Consider the following 17,984-nt stretch of genomic DNA (forward strand, 5'->3'; position numbering starts at 1 on the left):
ACCGCTTCAGCAGCTCTCCTACATCAAGCCACCTCCACGTTCAGGACACACGAAACCCGGCGCACACCCGACGCGACAGCCGGGCCACCGGCCTGCTCATGGCCGGACCGGCAAGCCGAAACGGCCTGCCAGATAAACTGACGGGTCGTCATGACAATTTGAGGCCGATTACTTTATCGCCTGGCCTCCAGAGGTGCCACCGGCGCTGAGCCACGCGTTCAGACATGTCAGCACCTGGCCTAAAACCGCAGGTCGAACCGTTATCGCATGCAGCTCGTACGGAATGCGTGATGAGGCTGGATGCGGCTCAACGTTTGCATCCTCGAACCAATCGGACAGTTCCCTCGGCTATGCGAGGAGAGAGGACGCAAGATGTTCCCGAAGCGCAAGGTGACACGCAATCGGCGCCAAGAAGAGGGCATTCCCTCACGCCACCCCCGCCTGAGTGCGAGGACGGCGGCCCTGATCGTGCTCGGCAGCGGGGCGGTAGGTCTCTGGTCAGCGCCCATGGCGCACGCCGCAGGTCATGATTCGCTCATGACCTTCCGCTCAAGCGGTACCTTCACCGTCCCCGAGCATGGTGCGCACGGCGGCGGCCATGGGATCCGAACCTCCGCCGAAGACCGCGCGGACTTCAAGGACGACGCAGACGGCGACGCCGCCGAAGACCGCGCGGACTTCAAGGACGACGCAGACGCCGACGCCACCCACGACCGCGCGGACTCCGACGACAACGCAGACGGCGACGCCGCCGAAGACCGCGCGGACTTCAAGGACGACGCAGACGCCGACGCCACCCACGACCGCGCGGACTCCGACGACAACGCAGACGGCGACGCCGCCGAAGACCGCGCGGACTTCAAGGACGACGCAGACGCCGACGCCACCCACGACCGCGCGGACTCCGACGACGACGCCACCCACGACTGGGCGGACTTCAAGGATGACGCAGACTGGGCGGACTTCGACGACGACGGCTTGCAGATCACCGTCATCGTCAACAACAACAATAACAACAACAATGCAGCCAACTCGAATAACAACAATAACAACAACAACGCTGTCGTGCGGGGGTCGCGGCGGAGCTGATGACCTCGTGCGGTGGCACAAACAACAACAACTGAATTCACGGTCTGGGGTGGATGGAAAAGCCATCCACCCCAGACCGGCTGTTTCGCGCGGACCTTCACCGTGAAGCGACATCCCCTTAATCGGCACCAAGATCGAGTGATGCCGACTGAGTGGCCGCCCACTCCGATTTTCACGACTCCTGGGTCTCCTCGGGATATGCGTCAGCCAGGGCGTGAAGTTGTGGGTCGGGGATGCGCGGAGCTCGCAACCGGGCTGTCCGTATGTTGGCTGCGGACCCAAGGCTCAGTGGGGGCAGGACCTGCGCGGGGATGTCGCCTCCCTGAGCCCGTATCAGCGGCACCTGCTCATCACCGGCCTGTCCGACCAGGGCAGGACCGCCGCCCTGCGCTCCCTCGCGCTATGACTCGCGCTGGACCGCACCGTTGAGTTCCGGATGGGCGACCTGAAGGGTGTCGGCGACTGGGCCACGTTGTCACCCAGATGTCCGAGGACGCCGTCGAGGAGATGAACCGCCGTCTCCAGGCACCGCCCGGCACCGAGTTCCCGCCGCTCATCGTCGTCCCGGATGAGGCGCAGGTCGCGTTCATGTGCCCGGTCAAGGGCGAGGACAAGCGGCCCTGCTGGGGCTCCGGCTCCACCTCCCGGTACTTCATGGCCGCCCGGAAGATCCACAACCAAGGGCGCGCGGTCAACGTCCTGCCGTGACAGGGCACCCAGGACCCCACCGACCAGAACCTTCCCAAACTCGTACGGGAGGGCGCCCACACGCGGGCATCGCTCGCGCTGGATGTTTCCACGGCTGACCTGCAACGGTCCCGCCGCCCAGTCCGCCCACGGCGCCTGCCCTCGGGGGCCTCTTGGACGACCACCCACACGAACGCCAGCGAAGCGGCCACCAGCAGGACATCGCACCATGACTGTCCCAGCCACAAGTGCGCGACAACAACGGCACCGCCGAAGCCAAGCACCGCCAAACCGAACCTCACCCAGCGGCGTGCCTCCGGGGACCGCAGTCGCCCGGTCGTCCGCCGCCCATTCGCCATGTCCAACTTGTACAACTTATGGATATTTTGTGTTCGAGATCCGCGCCATCTGCGAACCGGCCGACGCCAGCCGCGTCGCCACCATGCTCGGCACCGCCTTCACCACCGGCCCGGTACGCCGCTACCCCACCCGAGAAGGTGAGTGGGTGCGGCTGTACGTCACCGCTGACCACCGCCCGCCCCGGCCGCGTGGCCGACACCGGAACAGGCCTACGCCGCCGCCCCCGAGCATCACCAGCGAGATCGGGTGGACTGCCCGCACCGTCGCCCACACACCCCGTGCGGCGACGCCCTGAACCGGGAGTACTGGCTCCGCAAAGCGGCACTGCTCGACCGCATCACCGCGTACGGCACCGCTGCGGGGCAGACTCGTCCAGGACACCGGCTATGGAGAGGTCTGGGCGGAGGCCCGCTCACGGGCCCTGACTCCCGGCGGGTACAGATCGGCGTTGGCCAAGCGACCGTATGACCTTCGCCATGCTGCGGTGTCCACCTGGCTCAGCTCCGGGGTGGAGCCTCAACTCGTGGCGGAGCGCGCCGCCCACAGCGTGGCGGTGCTCTTCCGGGTGTACGCCAAGTTCCTCAAGGACGGAGACGAGGCGGCGAACGCCGAGATCTCCGGCCGCCTCAGGCAGGCTGGGTGACGGGCCGGAAATCCCGTCCACGCTCCGTCCACACACATCGAGACGCGGCGTTCGAACGCGAGACAGCGTGAGACAGTCCTCTGATCACCTGCGGGTACGACAACGGCCCCGTGACCTGCTTTTCTCGCAGGTCACGGGGCCGTTGTTCCCGTGTGGCGGCGCCAGGATTCGAACCTGGGAAGGCTGAGCCGGCAGATTTACAGTCTGCTCCCTTTGGCCGCTCGGGCACACCGCCGGGTTGGCCACCAGATCGAACCGCTTTTCGGCGGTGCCCCCTGGCGACGACGTAAACAATACCCGATACACGGGGGTGCTTCGCCACCCGGTTGATCTCCACCCCTCGGCTCGTGGGGTGGCTAGGCTGGTGCGGATGCGGCCCGGTGTCATGCCGGGCCCGGCGGCCGCCGCCGCGCACGCCGGCACGCACCCGATACGCACCCGATACGCACCCCGATACAAGGAGCCACAGGACATGGCCGACTCCAGTTTCGACATCGTCTCGAAGGTCGAGCGGCAGGAGGTCGACAACGCCCTCAACCAGGCCGCCAAGGAGATCTCGCAGCGCTACGACTTCAAGGGCGTGGGTGCCTCGATCTCGTGGTCCGGGGACAAGATCCTCATGGAGGCGAACTCCGAGGACCGGGTGAATGCTGTCCTCGACGTCTTCCAGTCCAAGCTGATCAAGCGTGGTATCTCGCTGAAGGCACTGGACGCGGGCGAGCCCCAGCTGTCCGGCAAGGAGTACAAGATCTTCGCGTCGATCCAGGAGGGCATCTCCCAGGACAACGCGAAGAAGGTGGCGAAGATCATCCGTGACGAGGGCCCGAAGGGTGTGAAGGCCCAGGTCCAGGGTGACGAACTGCGCGTCTCCTCCAAGAGCCGTGACGACCTCCAGGCCGTGATCGCACTGCTGAAGGGCAAGGACTTCGACTTCGCACTGCAGTTCGTGAACTACCGGTAAGCGACCGGCAGCACGTCTGCGACAGCACGGAAGGGCGGGCGCCCCCGAGCGGTGCCCGCCCTTCCGTGCTGTCGTGACGCACGTTCGCTGCCCGTTGACCACGTGTTCGCGGCCTGTTGACGAGGAAGACGCCGACGGTCCACCACCCGGTTCCGGCGGTCAGTAGGGTGCGCCGCATGACAACTTCCGGCACCGCACTGCGACGCACCCTCGGCGTGCGGGACGCCGTGGTCGTCGGCCTCGGCTCGATGGTCGGGGCCGGCGTCTTCTCGGCCCTGGGACCCGCCGCGCGCGCGGCCGGATCGGGGCTGCTGCCCGGGCTGGCGCTCGCGGCCGTCGTGGCTTACTGCAACGCCATGTCCTCGGCCCGGCTCGCCGCCCGCTATCCGGCCTCCGGCGGGACGTATGTGTACGGACGGGAACGGCTGGGCCCCTTCTGGGGCTATCTCGCGGGCTGGGCGTTCGTGGTCGGCAAGACGGCGTCCTGTGCGGCCATGGCGCTCACCGTGGGCGCCTACGTCTGGCCGGGGCAGGCGCACTCGGTGGCGGTCGCGGCCGTGGTGGCGCTGACGGCCGTGAACTACGGCGGGATCCAGAAGTCGGCGTGGCTGACGCGTGTGATCGTGGCGGTGGTGCTGGCCGTGCTCGCGGCCGTGGTGGTCGTGTGCCTGGCCTCCGGGCGGGCCGACGCGGGGCGGCTGGACATCGGGCTGTCGTCGGGCGCGGGCGGGGTGCTCCAGGCTGCGGGGCTGCTGTTCTTCGCGTTCGCCGGGTACGCGCGGATCGCGACCCTCGGGGAGGAGGTACGGGATCCGGCGCGCACGATTCCGCGTGCGATCCCGCTGGCCCTGGGGATCGCACTTGTGGTGTACGCGTGCGTGGCCGTCGCGGTGCTCGCCGTCCTCGGTGCGGACCGGCTCGGGCACGCGGCGGCGCCGCTGGCCGACGCGGTACGGGCGGCCGGCGTGCCGGGGCTCGTGCCGGTGGTGCGGGTCGGGGCGGCGGTGGCGGCGCTCGGCTCGCTGCTCGCGCTGATCCTCGGCGTGTCCCGTACGACGCTCGCCATGGCCCGGGACGGGCATCTGCCGGGGGCGCTGGCGGCCGTGCACCCGCGTTTCCAGGTGCCGCACCGGGCGGAGCTCGCCGTGGGCGCGGTGGTCGCCGTACTTGCCGCGACGGTCGACGTACGCGGCGCGATCGGCTTCTCCTCCTTCGGCGTGCTCGCCTACTACGCCGTCGCCAACGTCTCCGCGTGGACCCTGAGTCCGGCGCCGTCGGCCCGCATGGTGCCCGTGGTGGGGCTGCTGGGCTGCGCCACGCTGGCGTTCGCGCTGCCCTCCGTCTCGGTGACCGTGGGGACGGGCGTGCTCGCGGTGGGCGTGGCGGCCTATGGCCTACGACGATTGGCGCGGCGGCGGCACACCGAGTGACGCCTCGTCAGCCGCGTCGGCACGCGCGCGTGGGCGTCAAGCACCCGGCACGCGCGCGTGGTTGTCAAAGCAGCCGGCGCGCGCGTAGTGCCCACGTTCCGCCGGCCCGGTCGGCGGGCAGCCGGCGCTGCCGGCGCTGCCGGCGCTGCCGAACGGGATCGTCTCCGAACGTTCCCGATCACGCCACAGGGATGCCGCGGTTCTGCCTGAACGCGCTGACGCGCTGATACTTGTGGCAGCAGGCATGCCGGCGGAGCGACCTGGAGAGGTACCGATCATGAAGGTGTTCAACCTGCTGCTCAACATCCTGTGGCTCGTCTTCTGCGGCTTCTGGATGGCGATCGGTTATCTCATCGCCGCCCTGATCTGCTTCGTCCTGATCGTCACCATCCCGTTCGGCATCGCGTCGCTGCGCATCGCCGGCTTCGTCCTGTGGCCGTTCGGCCGGACCACCGTGGACCGCCCGGACGCGGGGGCGGGCTCCTTCATCGGCAACGTGATCTGGGTGATCTTCGCCGGATGGTGGCTGGCGCTGGGCCACCTGATCACAAGCATCCCCCTGTTCCTGTCGATCATCGGGATCCCCTTCGGCTGGGCGAACCTCAAGCTCATCCCGATCTCCCTCATGCCGCTCGGGCGTGAGGTGGTGCCGTCTGACCAGGGTTTCGCCGGGCGCTGATCTCCCGCGCCCGCCGCTGGTCACGGTGGAAGCAGGGTGCCCAGCGGCCCGAGGCCGATGTTGAGGTCGGCCAGGGTGAGGCCGTAGCGGTCGCACAGTTCGGCCATCCGGTCGTGCAGCAGCATGAGGGTCAGGCCGAGACGTTCCTCCTGTTCCTCGGTCAGGTCGCCCTCGTCGACAGGGCGGAGGGCCTGGCGTTCCATCAGTTGGCGCAACAGCTCCACGATGGTCAGGGCGAGCCTGACCAGGCCCCTCTCCACCGTGTCCGGGTCGGCGCGAAGCCGGCGCGCGGCGCCCCGGACCCGGCCGTCGGGCGACGGGGGCACCTCCTCCGGGCGGGCAGCAGCAGCAAGAGGCGCGGTCCGCGGCCTCGGCGACCTCGCGCAGCCGATCGGGGGACGGGCGGTCAACGGGGCTCATCCGGAACCACCGTCTCCGCCGTGTCCACCGTGCCCGGTGAGCGCCTGCCGCGGCGGCGGACGGAACGTCGCCCACTGCTCGTCGAGCTGCTCGCGGACGGCGACCACCACGGCGCTCAGCGAGATCCTCACGAGATCGATGTCGGCGATGGACAGGACGAGGTCCCGGTGCGCACGACACCTCCGGTCAGCAGCCGGTCCAGCAGGTCGATCAGGGCCACCTGCCTGCTCGTCTCCGGCACGCGCTCCAGCTCCACGACTTCGACTTCCCAACCCCCGTCGGTCGGTCTCAGCGCCGAAACCGATTCCGGGGTTCGCCCCAGCAGTTCGGCGAGCTGCTCCGTCGCGCTCCGCATGGCGTCGGTCGCGGACACGCGGTCCGGCGCAGGCCCCTGACTTACCGGGACTTACCGGGACGCCGGACCTTCACCGGTGGTGACCTGCCATCTGCTCCAGCCGGGCGATGCGGTCCGCCATCGGCGGGTGCGTGGAGAACATCCTGGCCAGGCCCTGGCCCGCGCGGAACGGGTTCGCGATCATCATGTGGCTGGCGGTCTCGATCCGCGGCTCGGGGGGCAGCGGGAGCTGCTGGGTGCCGACCTCCAGCTTGCGCAGGGCACCGGCGAGGGCCAGCGGGTCGCCGGTGAGCTGGGCGCCGGAGGCGTCCGCCTCGTACTCGCGGGAGCGGCTGATGGCCAGCTGGATCAGGGAGGCGGCGAGCGGGCCGAGGATCATGATCAGGAGCAGGCCGAGCAGGCCGGGGCCGTCGTCGTCGTCCGAGCGGCCGACCGGGATCAGCCAGGCGAAGTTCACCAGGAACATGATCACCGAGGCGAGCGCGCCGGCGACCGAGGAGATGAGGATGTCCCGGTTGTAGACGTGGCTGAGCTCATGGCCGATGACACCCCGCAGCTCGCGCTCGTCCAGCAGGCGCAGGATGCCCTCGGTGCAGCACACGGCCGCGTTGCGCGGGTTGCGGCCCGTGGCGAAGGCGTTGGGGGCTTCCGTGGGCGAGATGTACAGGCGGGGCATGGGCTGGCGGGCCTGCGTGGACAGCTCGCGGACCATGCGGTAGAGCGCCGGGGCCTCGAACTCGCTGACCGGGCGGGCGCGCATCGCGCGGAGCGCCAGCTTGTCGCTGTTCCAGTACGCGTACGCGTTCGTGCCGAGGGCCACCAGGACCGCGACGATCAGACCGGTACGGCCGAAGAGGCTGCCAATGACGATGATGAGTGCGGACAGTCCCCCGAGGAGTACTGCGGTCCTGAGCCCGTTGTGCCGGCGGTGCACCGTGCGCCCTCCAAGTCGTGCAGCTGGGGAACACTTTGGTCCAGTGGACCCTCCCGCTTCTGACAACGCCAGGCGGCGGCTGCGAGTTCCCTGGTGGATGCGGCTGCGCGCCGGAGCCGTACGGGTGACGGTGCGCGTACGGCCACGAGCGCGTGGAGGCTACGGGTGCCCCACGCGCGCGTGGCCGCTTCCTCAGAACAGTCCGGTGGCCGCGAAACGGAGGACCAGCTGGGGTGCTCCGGACAGGGCGACGCCGAGTACGCCGGTGAGGGCGAGGGCGGCCGTGAGGGGGGCCGGGACGCGGTGCCGGGCGGATTCGCCCTCAGGGGCGCGGAACAGCAAGGCCGTCCACTGCAGGTAGTAGAAGAGGGCGATCACCACGTTGACGGCCATGACGACGGCGAGCCAGCCGAGGCCCGCGTCGACGGCCGCCGAGAACACGGTGACCTTGGCGAACAGCCCGATGACGCCCGGCGGCAGCCCGGCCAGGCACAGCAGGAAGAACGCCAGCAGCAGCGCGGTGAGCGGGTTGCCGGCGTACAGGCCCCGGTAGTCGCTGATCCGGTTCAGGGCCCGGCTACGGCCCACCACGGCGGCCACCGCGAACGCGCCCAGGTTCACGGCGCCGTACATGAGCGCGTAGGCCACGGTGGAGCCGATCGCCTTCTGCGGATCCCTGGCGTAGCCGGCGGCGGCGATCGGCACCAGCAGGTAGCCGGCCTGGCCGACGGAGGACCACGCGAGCAGCCGTACGGCGCTGTACGCGCGCGTGGCCTGCTGGCGCAGGGCACCGACATTGCCGACGGTCATGGTGAGCGCGGCCAGGGCGGCGAGCGCGGGGCCCCAGACGTCGGCGTACGACGGGAACGCGACGACGGTGACGAGGATCAGTCCGGAGAAGCCGACCGCCTTGCCGACGACCGACAGATAGGCGGCGACGGGCAGCGGGGCGCCGACGTAGGTGTCGGGCACCCAGAAGTGGAAGGGCACGGCGGCCGTCTTGAACGCGAAGCCGATCAGAGTGAGGACGACACCCGCCTGGGCGAGCGTGTGCAGTTGTCCGCCGACGTGCGGCAGGCGCTGGGCGACCTGGGTGAGGTAGAGGGTGCCGGTGGAGGCGTAGACGAAGCTGACGCCCATCAGGCTGACGGCGGTGGCCGTCACCGAGGACAGGAAGAACTTCAGGGCGGCCTCGGAGGACCGCTCGTCGCCGTGCCGGATGCCGACGAGGGCGAAGGCGGGCAGGGAGGCGACCTCCAGGGCGACGATCAGGGTGGCCAGGTCGCGGGAGGCGGGAAGCAGGGCGGCGCCGGCCGCGGAGGACAGCAGCAGGAACCAGAACTCGCCCGGTGGGACGCGCCGCTCGTCGTCCCTGAGGTTCGTGACCGACAGCAGGGCCGTGAGCAGGGCGCCGCCGAGGACCAGGAACTGGATGACGAGCGTGAAGTGGTCGGCGGTGTAGCTGCACGGGCGCGTGCCACCGCCGGTCAGGCAGAAGGTGCTGCGGTCGCCGTCCAGGAGGGGCAGCAGCATCAGCGTGGCGACGGCGAGTCCGGCGACCGAGGCCCAGCCGAGGACGGCCCTGCGGGTCTCGGGCAGGAACAGGTCGGCGACCAGGACGACCAGTCCGACCGCGGCGGCGATGGTCGGCGGGGCGACGGCGAGCCAGTCGACGGACTGGACCAGCGACTCGGCGAGGGGCTGGGCGCTCATCGGGTGCCTCCTGCGAGGAGCTGGTGCACGGCCGGGTCGGTCAGGCCGAGCAGCGCCCTCGGCCACAGTCCGGCGGCGACGGTGAGGGCGACGAGCGGGGTCCAGGCGGCGAACTCGTAGCCGTGGACGTCGGCGAGCTTCGGGACTTCCTGTTCGACTCCGCCCATGCAGACGCGGCGGACCACGATCAGCATGTACGCGGCCGTCAGAAGGGTGCCGAACGCGCCGATCGCCATGAAGGTGAGGAAGGCCGGCCGGCTGAGGTCGGCGGCGGGCTTGAACGCGCCGAGCAGGGCCAGCATCTCGCCCCAGAACCCGGCGAGCCCGGGCAGCCCGAGCGAGGCGACCGCGCCGAACGCGAGGAGGCCGCCGAGGCGCGGGGCCTTGCCGTACAGCGCGGCGCCGGTCTCCTCGGCCAGGGTGTCGAGGTCGGTGCTGCCGGTGCGGTCCTTCAGCGCGCCGACCAGGAAGAAGAGGAGGCCGGTGATCAGGCCGTGGGCGATGTTGGCGAACAGGGCGCCGTTGACGCCGGTCGGGGTCATGGTGGCGACGCCCAGCAGGACGAAGCCCATGTGACCGACCGAGGAGTAGGCGATCAGCCGCTTGAGATCGCCCTTCGCGCCCCGCTTGGCCAGCGCCAGACAGGCCAGGGACCCGTAGATGATCCCAACCACGGCGAACGCGGCGAGATACGGCGCGAAGGTGTGGAAGCCGTGCGGCGCGACCGGCAGCAGGATCCGGACGAACCCGTACGTACCCATCTTGAGCAGGACACCGGCCAGCAGGACCGAGCCGACGGTCGGCGCGGCGGTGTGGGCGTCGGGCAGCCAGCTGTGCAGCGGCCACATCGGCGACTTCACGGCGAGCCCGATCCCGATCGCCAGAACGGCGATGACCTGCACGGACGCGGTCAGCGACCGGCCGTTGTCAGTGGCGAGTGCCACCATGTCGAACGTGCCCGCCTTGATCCCGATCAGGAGCAGGCCGAGCAGCATCACCACGGAGCCGAGCAGCGTGAACAGGATGAACTTCCACGCGGCCCGGGTCCGGCCCTCGCCGCCCCAGCGGGCGATGAGGAAGTACATCGGGATGAGCACCATCTCGAACGCGAGGAAGAACAGCAGCAGGTCGAGGACGGCGAAGGTCGCGAGGGTGCCGGACTCGAGCAGGAGCAGCAGCGCGACGAACGCCTTCGGGGAGCCGCCCGCGGGCGGCTTGAAGTAGGAGTACAGCGCGCAGAGGAAGGTCAGCAGCGCGGTCAGGACGACCAGGGGGAGGGAGATGCCGTCGATGCCGAGGTGGATCCGCACGTCGAGTGCGGGGATCCAGCTGATGTCGGTCGTGGCCTGCATCTTCGACGGATGGTCGTGGTCGAAGCCGAGCGCCAGGACGATCGCGGCGATGAGGATGGCGCCGGTCGCGGTCACACCGTGCCGCAGCACGGCCTGCTCGGGCGACTTCCCCTTCAGTCCGGGCGGGGCCGGGAGGAGGGCGGCGACGGCGCCGAGGAGCGGGCCGACGACGACGAATGCCAGAAGGAACTGCATCACGGACTCGTTGATATCGATCACGCCTGCTCACGCTCCCGTGGCGACGAGGACGACGGCGACCACCAGGACGACGGTGCCGGCGAGCAGCGCGCTCACATAGGTCTGCACATTGCCGGTCTGCGCCCGGCGTACGGCGGCCCCGAGCAGCCGCGGCAGGCCGGCCGCGCCCTGTACGTAGGTCTCGACGACCTCGCGGTCGAGGAACCGGACGAGGCTCGCTCCGGCCTGCACCGGGCGGACGAACAGCGCCGCGTACACGGCGTCCAGGTGGAAGCCGACGGCCGCGTGGCGGCGCAGCGGGCCGAGCAGCAGCCGCGCCGGGTCCGCCGGGTCGGGCGTGTAGGCGATGTCGCCGTAGGCCGGCTCGTGGGTGGCGATGGCCTCGGCCTCGACCAGCCCGGCGTCCTCCTCCGGATGGGCGGCGACCGCGCCCAGCGGGACCCGGGCGGCGAGCTGGGTGGTGCGCTGCCAGGCGCCGTAGGTGAGCAGCCCGCCGACCACGGCGAGGCCCGTGCCGAGGATGGAGGTGAGCAGGGTCGGGGACAGGTCGCGGCCGTCGAACCAGCCGGGCAGCGAGCGGTAGGCGAGCCCGCCGAAGGCCAGGGACGGCACGGCGAGGACCCACAGCACCACGGTCATCGTCAGCGGCTGGCGGCCGTGGTCAGGGGCCTCGGCGCCCCGGCCACGGAAGGCCAGCAGCCACAGCCGGGTCGCGTAGGCGGCGGTGAGCAGCGCCGTGACCAGACCGGCGGCGAGGACGATCCAGCCGGCCGCGCCCGGCACGTGCAGGGTGTCACCGTCGGCCGCGTGCTCGGCGGCGCCGAGGACGGACTCCTTGGAGAAGAAGCCGCTGAACGGCGGGATCGCGGCGAGCGCGAGGAGCGCCACGGTCATCGTCCAGTAGGCGTCCGGGACGCGGTCGCGCAGCCCGTGCATGCGGGACATGGCGGCCAGTGAGTTGGTCCCGGCGGCGTGGATGATCACGCCGGCCGCGAGGAACAGCAGCGCCTTGAAGGCACCGTGGGACAGGAGGTGGAAGACGGCGGCACCGCGGTCGCCTACGGCCAGGGCGCCGGTCATGTAGCCGAGCTGGCCGATCGTCGAGTAGGCGAGGACGCGCTTGATGTCGTCCTGGGCGAGTGCCGCGAGACCGGAGCCGACCATCGTGACGGCGGCCATGACGGCGAGCACCAGCATCGCGGCCTGGGAGGCCTCGAAGACCGGAAGGAGACGGGCGACGAAGTAGACACCGGCGGCGACCATCGTCGCGGCGTGGATCAGCGCCGAGACGGGCGTGGGGCCCGCCATCGCGTCCGGGAGCCAGGTGTGCAGCGGGAACTGTGCCGACTTGCCCGCGACGCCCGCGAGGAGCAGCAGGGCGACCACCGTCGGATGGTGCAGGTTGCCGCTCGCGACGGCGCCGAGGACGCGCGTGATCCGGAACGAGCCGGCGTCGGTGGCGAGCGCGAACAGGCCGATGAGGAACGGCACGTCGCCGAGCTTGGTGACCAGGAAGGCCTTCAGGGAGGCGGCGCGGGCCTCGGGGGTCTCCCAGTAGTGGCCGACCAGGAAGTAGGAGCAGATGCCCATGACTTCCCAGCCGACCAGCAGCACGATCAGGTCACCGGAGTAGACGACCAGGAGCATCGCGGAGGTGAACAGGGAGACGAGGGCGGCGTACGAGGGGTAGCGCGGGTCGTCGCGCAGATAGCCGGTCGAGTAGATCTGCACGCAGGCCGCGACGAACGCGACCAGGATCGCGACGAGCGCGGCGAAGCCGTCGATGTACAGCGCCAGCTCGATCGGGACCGAGCCGGTGGGCGTCAGCTCGGTGTGGGCGCTGATCGCCGGTCCGCCGCCCTGGCGCGCGGCGACGAGTGCGGCCAGCACGAGCGAGACCAGCGGCGGCAGCACGGCGAGCGGGCGGACGAACCCGGGCGCGGTGCGGCCGAGCAGCAGTCCGGCCGCGGCGCCGAGGAACGGCAGAAGGGGGACGAGGGCGGCGAGGGTGGTCGTGGTCACGCGGTGGCCTCAGCCTTCTCGGCCGCGGAGGAGCCGGGTCCCTCGGTGCCGGGGCCCTCGGCGGTGTCGCGGAGCTTGTCGATGTCGGAGGTGCCGCGGTTGCGGTAGACGGCGAGCACGATCGCCAGGCCGATGCCGATCTCGGCGGCGGCGATGGTGACGGTGAACAGGGTCAGCGCCTGGCCGGAGTGCAGGGTGTCCTTCGCGGCCCGGCTGAGCCAGACGTCGAAGGCGACGAGGTTGAGGTTGACGGCGTTGAGCATCAGCTCGACCGACATCAGGACCAGGATCGCGTTGCGGCGGGCGAGGACGCCGTAGAGGCCGGTGCAGAACAGGAGGGCGGAGAGGACGGCCGGGTAGGCGAGGTGCATCAGCGGGCGCCTTCCTGCTCGACCGGGTGAATTCCGGAATCCGTGACGGAGGGGGAACTCTCGGTGACGCCTCGGGAGTTCACATGGGGAGGGTTCGACTCCGCCTTCGCCTTGCGGGACAGGACGATCGCGCCGACCAGGGCCGCGAGGAGCAGGACGGAGAGCGCCTCGAAGGGCAGCACCCAGTTCCGGAACAGGCTCTCGCCCGTGACCCGGGTGGAGCCGGCGGCGGGGCCGTTCAGGTCGACCCAGGTGGTGCGGAAGGCGTCGACGACCACCCAGACCAGGGCGACGGCGGCGGCGACCGCGACGGTCAGGGCGGCCCAGCGGTTGCCGGAGTCGGCGTCCGGGGAGCGGCCGATGGGGGCCTTGGTGAGCATCAGACCGAACAGCAGAAGGACGACGACGGAACCGACGTAGATCAGGACCTGCACCCAGGCGATGAACTCGGCCGTGAGCAGCAGGTACTCCACGGCGAGACCACCGAGCGCGACCACCAGCCACAGGGCGGCGTGCACCAGCTGGCGGGTGGTGACGGTGACCAGCGCGGCGCCGAAGGTGACCAGGCCGACGAGGAGGAAGGCGATCTCGACGCCGGTCGGGGACAGGAAGCCGGGCGAGGCCGCGGCCAGGTGCACGCCGGGGTGACCCGCGGCGGGACTCAGGGTCGAGGCGAGGGTCATGACGCGCCCTCCCCCGGATCGGCCTGAGCGGCCGCCAGCTTCTCGGCGGTCTTGCGGGCGGCGGCGATCTCCTTCGGCTCCTCGGCGGCGGGGTCGAGGGCCGGCGGGGCCGGGACGGTCCACATCCACTCGCGGAGCTTGTCCCGCTCGTGGGTGAGGTCACGGATGTCGGTCTCGGCGTACTCGAACTCCGGAGACCAGAACAACGCGTCGAAAGGACACACCTCGATGCAGATACCGCAGTACATGCACAGGGAGAAGTCGATGGCGAACCGGTCGAGGACGTTGCGGCTGCGCTCGCGGCCGCCGGGGGTGGCTGGCGGGACCGTCTCCTTGTGGGAGTCGATGTAGATGCACCAGTCCGGGCATTCCCGGGCGCAGAGCATGCAGACCGTGCAGTTCTCCTCGAACAGGCCGATCACGCCACGCGTGCGGGGCGGCAGTTCGGGCTGGGCGTCCGGGTACTGCTCGGTGACCGTCTTCCTGGTCATCGTGCGGAGGGTGACGGCCAGGCCCTTGGCAAGGCCGGAGCCGGGGATCGGAGCCACTAGGAGATCACCACCTTGACGGTGCCGGTGAGGGCGATCTGGGCGAGGGAGAGGGGGACGAGGAGGGTCCAGGACAGCTTCTGGAGCTGGTCCTCACGCAGGCGCGGGTAGGTGACGCGGAGCCAGATGACGAGGAAGGCGAGGATCGCGGTCTTCAGCAGGGTCCACAGCCAGCCCAGGCCGTCGTGGCCCCACGGGCCGTGCCAGCCGCCCAGGAAGAGGACGGTGGTCAGGCCGCACAGGACGACGATTCCGGCGTACTCGGCGAGGAGGAAGAGTGCGAACCGCAGACCGGTGTACTCGGTGTACGCGCCGAAGATGATCTCCGAGTCGGCCACGGGCATGTCGAACGGCGGGCGCTGCAGCTCGGCGAGTCCGGCGACGAAGAAGACGACCGCGCCGACGATCTGCCAGGGCACCCACCACCAGTGGAAGCCGTGCAGGATGCCGGGCAGGGAGACCGTGCCCGCCGCCATCGCGACCGAGGCGGCGGCGAGCAGCATCGGAAGCTCGTAGGCGAGCAGCTGGGCGGCCGTGCGCAGGCCGCCGAGCAGGGAGAACTTGTTCGCGCTGGCCCAGCCGGCCATGAGCGAGCCGAGCACGCCGACGCCCATCACCGCGAGCACGAAGAACACGCCCGCGTCCAGGACCTGGCCGACGGCGCCCTCGCCGGGGCCGATCGGGATGGCGAGCAGCACGAGGAGGTACGGCAGCAGGGCCACGGCGGGGGCGAGCTGGAAGACGCGGCGGTCGGCGCCGGCCGGGACCACGTCCTCCTTCTGCGCGAACTTCACGCCGTCCGCGATGAGCTGCGCCCAGCCGTGGAAGCCGCCCGCGTACATCGGGCCGAGGCGGCCCTGCATGTGCGCCATCACCTTGTGCTCGGTCTGGCCGACGATCAGCGGGAAGGTGAGGAAGACGACGAACACGACCAGGAGTCGCAGGGCGACGTCCAGCGCGCCGTTCACTGCGGGCCTCCTGTGGGGTTGTCGTCGGTGGGCTCGGGTTCGGGGTTGCCGGGGGTGGCGGGCGCGTCGCCGCCGGTGAGGTCGTCACCGGGGGCGGCGGACCGTTCGGGTTGCCGCTCGAGCTGCTCGGGTTCGGCAGGGCTCCGCTCCGGTTCGGCAGACGTTCGGTCAGGTTCCGTCGAGGCCTGTTCGGGCCCCGCAGCGGTCGTTCCCGGTTCCTCCGGCGCCTGTTCGGGCCCCGCCGGGACCTGTTCGGGCTCCTCGAAGGCCGGGCGGGCGTGGTGCCACGGGGCGTCCGAGCTGCGCGGGGCCGTGCTCCGACGGGCGGGACGAGCGGCACTGCCCGCCGCCGCCGGCTCACTCGTAGCCGGTGCCCTCGGCTCTTCCGCAGCCGGTGCCGGCCGCTCACCCGCAGCAGCCGGTTCCGTCGGCTCGTCGGTGGCCGGTGCCGTCGGTTCCGGAGCCTGGGGTCGCTGTGAGGCCGAGCCCTCCGAGGTGCTGCGGGCGCGGCGGGGCCGGGCCGGGGCGGGGGTGGGCTCGTGGGCCACGGAGGCCTCGGCGGCCGGACCTTCCGCTGCCGCGGCACGGGTCGCGTCGCCCTCGGCGGCGGTCTGCTTGAGCTCGGCCGCGTCCTGAGGTGTCCGCGTCTGGCTCACCGACCCCTCGCCGGCGCTCCGCGTCCGCCGAGGCCGCGCACCGGCAGGCCCGGCAGCAGCCTCGCCGGTCGGCTCGGTCGGCTCGGTCGGCTCGGTCGGGGCCGCCTGCGGCGTCTGACTCGCCGAGCCCTGTGCCGCCGTGCGGGTCCGTCGTACCGGGCGGTCTCCGGCCGCGCCTGCACGAGCAGCTGCTGGGCGTTCGCCCGCCGCCCGGCCCGCGCCCCGCGCCGGGCGGGCCGGGGCCGGAGGCAGCTGGCCTTTCAGGGGGCCCCACTCGTTGGGGTCGGGCACGCCCGGGGGGAGCATCTGGCGGCGCTTCGGGCCGCCGTGCTCGGATTCGCCGGGCTCCTTCGCACCGGGCCAGGCCTTGGCGACACGCGCGGCGAGGACGAAGTCCTTGCGGAGCGGGTGGCCCTCGAAGGTCTCCGGGAGGAGCAGGTGCTCCAGGCCGGGGTGGCCCTCGAACACCACGCCGAACATCTCGTGGGTCTCGCGCTCGTGCCAGGCGGCGCCCGCGTAGACGCCGACGGCGGAGGGCAGCGTCGGCGCCTCGTGCGGGACGGTCGTGCGGACGAGGAGGCGGCGGACCGGGCCCAGGGCGACGACGTGGGCGGAGACGCGGAAGCCCGTGCCCGGTTCGTCGACCGCGCTCAGCCAGTCGAAGTAGGTGCAGCCCAGGGTCGTACGGGCCGTCTCCAGGGCGGTGAGCCAGGAGGACGGCGGTACGTCCACGGTGAGGAGGTCGTACGACTCCTCGGCCGTGGCGTCCGTACCGAAGAGGTCCTCGACCGGGGCGGGCAGCCAGCCGACCGTGCTCATCGTCCCTCCCCCTCTCCAGCGGGGGCGGGCGGTTTCACCAGGTCGCTGGTCAGGGCGGCCGCGGACGGGCGGGAGTGGCCGTACCGCTCGCCCAGCGACTCTCGGGCGATCTTCTCCTGGAGCTTGAGGATGCCCTGGAGCAGCGCCTCGGGGCGCGGCGGGCAGCCGGGGACGTACACGTCCACCGGGATGATCTGGTCGACGCCCTTGGTGACGGAGTAGGAGTCCCAGTAGGGGCCGCCGCAGTTGGAGCAGGCGCCGAAGGAGATGACGTACTTCGGCTCGGGCATCTGCTCGTACAGGCGCTTGACGGCCGGGGCCATCTTGTCCGTGACCGTGCCGGAGACGACCATCAGGTCGGCCTGGCGGGGGCCGGGCGCGAACGGGATCACGCCGAGGCGGATGAAGTCGTGGCGGGCCATCGACGCGGCGATGAACTCGATCGCGCAGCAGGCGAGGCCGAAGTTGAAGACCCAGAGCGAGTAGCGGCGGCCCCAGTTGAGGACCACCTTCATCGGCTCGGGGGCCAGGCGGGCGAGCGCGCCCAGCCGCTTCGGCTCCGGGAGCGACACAGGTGTGGGGGTCACGTCCATGCCAGGACGCCCTTCTTGTATGCGTACAGCAGGCCGACGGCGAGGAAGCCGAGGAAGACGAACATCTCCACGAGCGTCGTCGCGCCGTAGCCGGGGGCGGCGAAGACCGTCGCCCAGGGGAACAGGAAGATGGAGTCGACCGCGAAGATCACGTACAGGAAGGCGTAGACGTAGTAGCGGACCTGGGTGTGGGCCCAGCCCTCGCCGACCGGGTCGACGCCGCACTCGTAGGTCAGGAGTTTCTCGGGGGTCGGCACGACCGGGCGCAGCAGGCGGCCCGCGCCGAAGGCGACCGCGACGAACAGCACGCCGATGAGCGCGAGCAGTCCCACCACCGAGTAGGACTGGAAGTAGCCGGCCGCGATGACGTTCCCCGCGGCGGTCGTCGAGTCCCCCAACGTCTCCCGCACCGTCCGTCCCTCGCTCCCTGACCGTGTGACCTGAGTGGATTCCGTGATCCCGCATGTTCGAGGATCCGTACGCACCGGAGTCTAGGCCCTGAT

The 17,984-nt window shown here is 70.9% G+C and carries 16 protein-coding genes, 1 tRNA gene and 5 pseudogenes; 7 read left to right on the forward strand and 15 right to left on the reverse strand.

The genetic code is table 11. The features are described from left to right. The first annotated feature begins 537 nt into the window (after positions 1 to 537). The 4 genes and pseudogenes from AB0M27_RS18625 to AB0M27_RS18640 all read left to right on the forward strand — a co-directional run. Positions 538 to 1,089 carry a hypothetical protein gene (locus AB0M27_RS18625; protein ID WP_365722945.1) on the forward strand — a complete coding sequence of 184 codons (552 nt, stop codon included), beginning with the start codon at positions 538 to 540 and terminating at the stop codon, positions 1,087 to 1,089. Between the two features lie 280 nt (positions 1,090 to 1,369). Next, a pseudogene (locus AB0M27_RS18630) lies at positions 1,370 to 1,878 on the forward strand (ATP-binding protein); the annotation flags it as partial. A gap of 286 nt (positions 1,879 to 2,164) precedes the next feature. Continuing rightward, complete coding sequence (locus AB0M27_RS18635; RefSeq protein WP_365723103.1) at positions 2,165 to 2,431, forward strand: hypothetical protein; 267 nt, start codon at positions 2,165 to 2,167, stop codon at positions 2,429 to 2,431. A 63-nt stretch (positions 2,432 to 2,494) separates the two neighbouring features. Then, positions 2,495 to 2,779 (forward strand): annotated as a pseudogene (locus AB0M27_RS18640) (site-specific integrase); the annotation flags it as partial. A gap of 153 nt (positions 2,780 to 2,932) precedes the next feature. Here the strand turns inward: AB0M27_RS18640 and AB0M27_RS18645 are convergent. Next, positions 2,933 to 3,014: transfer RNA gene (locus AB0M27_RS18645), tRNA-Tyr, on the reverse strand. Between the two features lie 237 nt (positions 3,015 to 3,251). Between AB0M27_RS18645 and AB0M27_RS18650 the strand changes: the two genes are divergently transcribed. From AB0M27_RS18650 to AB0M27_RS18660, 3 genes are all read left to right on the forward strand, one after another. After that, entirely contained in the window at positions 3,252 to 3,740 is a 489-nt protein-coding gene (locus AB0M27_RS18650) for a YajQ family cyclic di-GMP-binding protein (RefSeq protein WP_365722946.1), read from the forward strand. Between the two features lie 176 nt (positions 3,741 to 3,916). Then, positions 3,917 to 5,170, forward strand: a complete 1,254-nt coding sequence (locus AB0M27_RS18655) for an amino acid permease (RefSeq protein ID WP_365722947.1) — start codon at positions 3,917 to 3,919, stop codon at positions 5,168 to 5,170. A gap of 277 nt (positions 5,171 to 5,447) precedes the next feature. Continuing rightward, positions 5,448 to 5,849 (forward strand): YccF domain-containing protein, encoded by a 402-nt coding sequence (locus AB0M27_RS18660; protein ID WP_356307606.1) that lies wholly within the window; start codon positions 5,448 to 5,450, stop codon positions 5,847 to 5,849. Positions 5,850 to 5,869: 20 nt separating this feature from the next. On the opposite strand, the pseudogene AB0M27_RS18665 reads toward AB0M27_RS18660, so the two are convergent. From AB0M27_RS18665 to AB0M27_RS18730, 14 genes and pseudogenes are all read right to left on the reverse strand, one after another. Next, positions 5,870 to 6,269 (reverse strand): annotated as a pseudogene (locus tag AB0M27_RS18665) (gas vesicle protein K). Next, positions 6,266 to 6,510, reverse strand: a pseudogene (locus AB0M27_RS18670) (gas vesicle protein). The pseudogenes AB0M27_RS18665 and AB0M27_RS18670 overlap by 4 nt, the downstream one beginning before the upstream one ends. Beyond that, positions 6,484 to 6,624 (reverse strand): annotated as a pseudogene (gvpO, locus tag AB0M27_RS18675) (gas vesicle protein GvpO); the annotation flags it as partial. The pseudogenes gvpO and AB0M27_RS18670, both read right to left, overlap by 27 nt. 70 nt (positions 6,625 to 6,694) lie before the next feature. Further along, positions 6,695 to 7,558: a zinc metalloprotease HtpX gene (gene htpX / locus AB0M27_RS18680; protein WP_365722948.1), complete on the reverse strand. Its 864-nt coding sequence runs from the start codon at positions 7,556 to 7,558 to the stop codon at positions 6,695 to 6,697. A 192-nt stretch (positions 7,559 to 7,750) separates the two neighbouring features. Continuing rightward, positions 7,751 to 9,271 (reverse strand): NADH-quinone oxidoreductase subunit N, encoded by a 1,521-nt coding sequence (locus tag AB0M27_RS18685; protein WP_365722949.1) that lies wholly within the window; start codon positions 9,269 to 9,271, stop codon positions 7,751 to 7,753. Next, positions 9,268 to 10,842 carry an NADH-quinone oxidoreductase subunit M gene (locus AB0M27_RS18690; protein ID WP_365722950.1) on the reverse strand — a complete coding sequence of 525 codons (1,575 nt, stop codon included), beginning with the start codon at positions 10,840 to 10,842 and terminating at the stop codon, positions 9,268 to 9,270. The genes AB0M27_RS18685 and AB0M27_RS18690 overlap by 4 nt, the downstream gene beginning before the upstream one ends. A 6-nt stretch (positions 10,843 to 10,848) precedes the next feature. Further along, positions 10,849 to 12,843: an NADH-quinone oxidoreductase subunit L gene (locus AB0M27_RS18695; protein WP_365722951.1), complete on the reverse strand. Its 1,995-nt coding sequence runs from the start codon at positions 12,841 to 12,843 to the stop codon at positions 10,849 to 10,851. Then, positions 12,840 to 13,214, reverse strand: coding sequence for an NADH-quinone oxidoreductase subunit NuoK (gene nuoK / locus AB0M27_RS18700; RefSeq protein WP_365722952.1), 375 nt, complete (start codon positions 13,212 to 13,214; stop codon positions 12,840 to 12,842). The genes AB0M27_RS18695 and nuoK overlap by 4 nt, the downstream gene beginning before the upstream one ends. Continuing rightward, positions 13,214 to 13,897 carry an NADH-quinone oxidoreductase subunit J gene (locus AB0M27_RS18705; RefSeq protein ID WP_365722953.1) on the reverse strand — a complete coding sequence of 228 codons (684 nt, stop codon included), beginning with the start codon at positions 13,895 to 13,897 and terminating at the stop codon, positions 13,214 to 13,216. Before AB0M27_RS18705 ends, nuoK begins: the two co-directional genes overlap by 1 nt. Beyond that, positions 13,894 to 14,445, reverse strand: a complete 552-nt coding sequence (locus AB0M27_RS18710) for an NADH-quinone oxidoreductase subunit I (RefSeq protein ID WP_365722954.1) — start codon at positions 14,443 to 14,445, stop codon at positions 13,894 to 13,896. The genes AB0M27_RS18705 and AB0M27_RS18710 overlap by 4 nt, the downstream gene beginning before the upstream one ends. Continuing rightward, positions 14,445 to 15,413, reverse strand: coding sequence for a complex I subunit 1 family protein (locus tag AB0M27_RS18715; RefSeq protein WP_365722955.1), 969 nt, complete (start codon positions 15,411 to 15,413; stop codon positions 14,445 to 14,447). Before AB0M27_RS18715 ends, AB0M27_RS18710 begins: the two co-directional genes overlap by 1 nt. Then, a complete protein-coding gene (locus AB0M27_RS18720) occupies positions 15,410 to 16,888 on the reverse strand; it encodes an NADH-quinone oxidoreductase subunit C (protein ID WP_365722956.1) in 1,479 nt (492 codons plus the stop codon). Before AB0M27_RS18720 ends, AB0M27_RS18715 begins: the two co-directional genes overlap by 4 nt. Next, complete coding sequence (locus tag AB0M27_RS18725) at positions 16,885 to 17,481, reverse strand: NADH-quinone oxidoreductase subunit B family protein (protein WP_365722957.1); 597 nt, start codon at positions 17,479 to 17,481, stop codon at positions 16,885 to 16,887. Before AB0M27_RS18725 ends, AB0M27_RS18720 begins: the two co-directional genes overlap by 4 nt. After that, positions 17,472 to 17,891, reverse strand: coding sequence for an NADH-quinone oxidoreductase subunit A (locus AB0M27_RS18730; RefSeq protein WP_365722958.1), 420 nt, complete (start codon positions 17,889 to 17,891; stop codon positions 17,472 to 17,474). Before AB0M27_RS18730 ends, AB0M27_RS18725 begins: the two co-directional genes overlap by 10 nt. Positions 17,892 to 17,984: the final 93 nt, after the last annotated feature.

It is taken from the genome of Streptomyces sp. NPDC052107 (genome assembly GCF_040680215.1).
Lineage (GTDB): Bacteria > Actinomycetota > Actinomycetes > Streptomycetales > Streptomycetaceae > Streptomyces.

Coding starts and splice junctions, on each gene's coding strand:
- nuoK (WP_365722952.1), bottom strand. CDS start 13,214: ATGCACCTCGCCTACCCGGCCGTCCTCTCCGCCCTCCTGTTCTGCACC.
- AB0M27_RS18725 (WP_365722957.1), bottom strand. CDS start 17,481: ATGGACGTGACCCCCACACCTGTGTCGCTCCCGGAGCCGAAGCGGCTG.
- AB0M27_RS18650 (WP_365722946.1), top strand. CDS start 3,252: ATGGCCGACTCCAGTTTCGACATCGTCTCGAAGGTCGAGCGGCAGGAG.
- AB0M27_RS18720 (WP_365722956.1), bottom strand. CDS start 16,888: ATGAGCACGGTCGGCTGGCTGCCCGCCCCGGTCGAGGACCTCTTCGGT.
- AB0M27_RS18685 (WP_365722949.1), bottom strand. CDS start 9,271: ATGAGCGCCCAGCCCCTCGCCGAGTCGCTGGTCCAGTCCGTCGACTGG.
- AB0M27_RS18660 (WP_356307606.1), top strand. CDS start 5,448: ATGAAGGTGTTCAACCTGCTGCTCAACATCCTGTGGCTCGTCTTCTGC.
- AB0M27_RS18655 (WP_365722947.1), top strand. CDS start 3,917: ATGACAACTTCCGGCACCGCACTGCGACGCACCCTCGGCGTGCGGGAC.
- AB0M27_RS18705 (WP_365722953.1), bottom strand. CDS start 13,897: ATGACCCTCGCCTCGACCCTGAGTCCCGCCGCGGGTCACCCCGGCGTG.
- AB0M27_RS18625 (WP_365722945.1), top strand. CDS start 538: ATGACCTTCCGCTCAAGCGGTACCTTCACCGTCCCCGAGCATGGTGCG.